Annotated in this window: 1 protein-coding gene; it reads left to right on the top strand. The window is 62.9% G+C overall.

From position 1 onward, the window contains the following. Window positions 1-3,175: DUF6531 domain-containing protein (locus B5F71_RS19085; RefSeq protein WP_087213486.1), on the top strand; the 3,175-nt coding region annotated here is incomplete at both ends.

Here is a 3,175-nt window from a genome sequence, read left to right as displayed (position 1 = left end):
GCTCCAGTCAGGTCTGGCAGGAGCTCTTCCTTCCGTGCCGGGCATGCCTGTGGCCAAGTTCGGCGACCTGTCCGTGGGCATCGACACGCACCCCACGGTCACGCCGCCTTCCCCCGTCATGCCCGTGCCGCACGTGGGCAAGGTGTACGACCTCCTGGCCGACCTCATGGCAAGCCTGGCAACGGCCATCCCCCCGTCCGCGGGCGGCGTGGCAGGCGTGGCGGGCAGCATACTCAAGGGCATGGCCCCGTCCGTGAAGGTCCACGGCCAGTGGATCGCCCAGGCGGGCATCGGCATCGTGCACCTGCCGGCCTACGTCCTGCATTCCGCCCCGCTGGTCAGCGGCATGTCCGAGTCCGAGATGTGGATGGGCAGCTCTACGGTACTGGCGGACGGCGCCCCCTGTTCCGCCCTGACGCATCCGGCCCTCTCCTGCAACATAGTGGGAATACCGACCGTCCCCCGCAAGGGCAAGCCCAAGAAGGTAAGCAAGGCGCTGATGGCCCCCACCTCCATGCTGTCCACCATCACTTCGGCGGGCAAGCCGGTGCTTGTCGGAGGCCCGCCCACCATCGACATGTTCGCCCTGGCCATGAAATTCGGCCTCAAGGGACTGGGTAAGTTATGGAAAAAGCTGGGCGACAAGTTCCAGGCACTGATTGACAGGCTGAGAAAGGAAGGGAAAAACAGGCTGGCGGACATTCTCCAGCCCATCAAGTGCAAGACGTTCGGCGAGCCGGTGGATGCCGCCACAGGCAGGGTGTACCACACCAACGTGGACTTCGAGCTTCCCGGCCCCATCCCCATCGTCTGGGAGCGCACCTATTACAGCGACGCCGCCGTGGACGGGCCGCTGGGCTACAACTGGCACCACAGCTACAACCTGGGCATACGCCGCCTGGAGGAAGAGGCGTTCCTTTTCCGCCACGCCGACGGGCGCGAGTCCTTCCTGCCCGTGCTGGAACCCGGCGGTTCCTATTTCGACCGCAAGGAGCAGCTTCTCTGGACACTCGACGCACAGGGCTACCTGCTCACCGACATCCGGGGGCTCCAATACCGTTTCGGCGGGCCGGAAAACCGTTTCGGATACCGCATGGTGTCGGAGATTTCCACAAAAGACGGGTTCCGCATCCGTTTCGAGTACGCTTCCGCCGGACGCCTGTCGGGCATCATATCCTCCCGTGGCGAACGCCTGAAAGTGGAAACCGACGGGCTGGGCCGCGTATGCTGCGTGTCCATCCGGCAGGACAACGAGGAGGTCAAGCTGGTCCGCTACCGGTACGACGGACGGGGCGACATGGTGGAGACCACCGACGCGCTGGATGTCAGCAAGCATTTCGTCTATGCCGACGGACACCTGCTCGTGCAGCTCACCAACCAGGGAGGCATGTCCTTCCATTGGGAATATGAAGGCAGGGGCGAAAATGCCCGGTGTGTGCATACGTGGGGCGACGGCGGCGTGATGGAATACTTCATCCGCTACGCCAAGGGGTGCACCCGCATCCGCAACGGCGAGGATGCCGAGACCGAATACTACTACGGCGAGGACAGGCTCATCTACAAGATCGTGGATGCCAACGGCGGGATTACCCGCCAGCAGTACAACGACTATCAGGAGCTGGAGGTCACGGTCAATCCCGAAGGATATACCCGCAAGACGGCCTACAACGAGTTCGGGCAGCCCGTCCGCATCACGGACGAGAACGGCGAGGACACGTTCTTGAATTACGACAAGAACCGCAACCTGACCTCGCTCCGCACACCGGAAGGCAGGGAGCTGTCATGGGACTATGACGAACAGGACCGTGTCGTCAGCCGCACCACGCTCAGCGGGGAAACGGTGGAATACACCTACGACGGCGGAGTCCTGCGCACCATTACCGACGGGCGGGGACGGGTTTACACGCTCACCTTCAACGACAGGTACGACCTCGAACTGTTGCAGTTCCCCAACGGGCTGTTCCGCCGTTGGGAATACGACGGCAGGGGCAGGCTCGTGCAGGCGGTGGACGTGAAAGGCAACGCCACCCGCTACGCCTACGACCGTGCCGACAACCTCATCCGCCTTGAGGAGCCGGACGGCAACGTGCACCGTTTCGAGTACGACGCCATGGGCAACCTGATCCATGCCACCGACAACATCCGTGAGGTCAGGTTCACCTACGGGGCTCTGGGCGTGCTGAAAAGCCGTGAGCAGGAGCGGCACCGCATCACCTTCGGCTACAACAGCGAGCTGCAGCTCCGCCGCATCGGGAACGAGGCGGGCGACAACTATTTCTTCGGGCTGGACGGGCTGGGCCAGGTCATTACGGAGACAGGCTTCGACGGCATCCGCCGCGAGTACGAGCGTGACGGGGCGGGACGAGTCACACGGGTGAACCGTCCCGGCGGCAAATGGACCGAATACCTATACGACGGGCTGGACCACATCCTGAAGGAGGAACAGTACGACGGCGAGGTCTCCCTTTACACGTATGACAAGGACGGCCTGCTCGTCAAGGCACAGAACGCGGAGAACCTGCTGGAGTTCATCCGTGATAGAAAGACAGGACTGGTCACCGGGGAAAAACAGGGAGAATATACCGTCAGCCGCACGTATGACAGCGAGGGAAACTGCACCCGCATCACCAGCAGCCTGGGGGCGGACATCCGCCATACATACGACCGGGAGGGTAACTTGCAGGCCATGCAGTCGGGCGAAGGCTGGCAGGCGTCCTGGGTGCGTGACAACACGGGGCTGGAGGTGCAGCGCACCTTCTCCGGCGGCGTGACCGTCAGGACGGAGCGCGACCGTTTCGGGCGCGAGGTGCGCAAGTCCGTGCGGGCGGGCGGCATCGAGCGCGGGGCGTACCGTTATGAGTGGGGCATCGCTAATCGGTTGCTCGCCAAGGAGAACGAGCTGACGGGAACGGTCATGCGCTACGACTACGACCGTTTCGACTTCCTCATCCGCCAGGAAACGACAGACGGTTCCGAGACGGACGTGATTTACCGCGTGCCGGACTTCGTGGGCAACTTATTTGAAACGCCGGAGAGGAAAGACCGCAAGTACGGTGCGGGAGGACGGCTTCTGGAAGACCCGGATTGCCTTTACCACTACGACGACGAGGGAAACCTTATTTTCCGCGAGTTCAAGGAGTTGCAGGACAACGCCGTGCCCCATGACCGCAAGCGC

This window comes from Bacteroides sp. An269 (assembly GCF_002159755.1).
Taxonomy (GTDB): domain Bacteria; phylum Bacteroidota; class Bacteroidia; order Bacteroidales; family Bacteroidaceae; genus Phocaeicola; species Phocaeicola intestinalis.
This window is presented reverse-complemented; position numbering and strand designations above follow the sequence as displayed.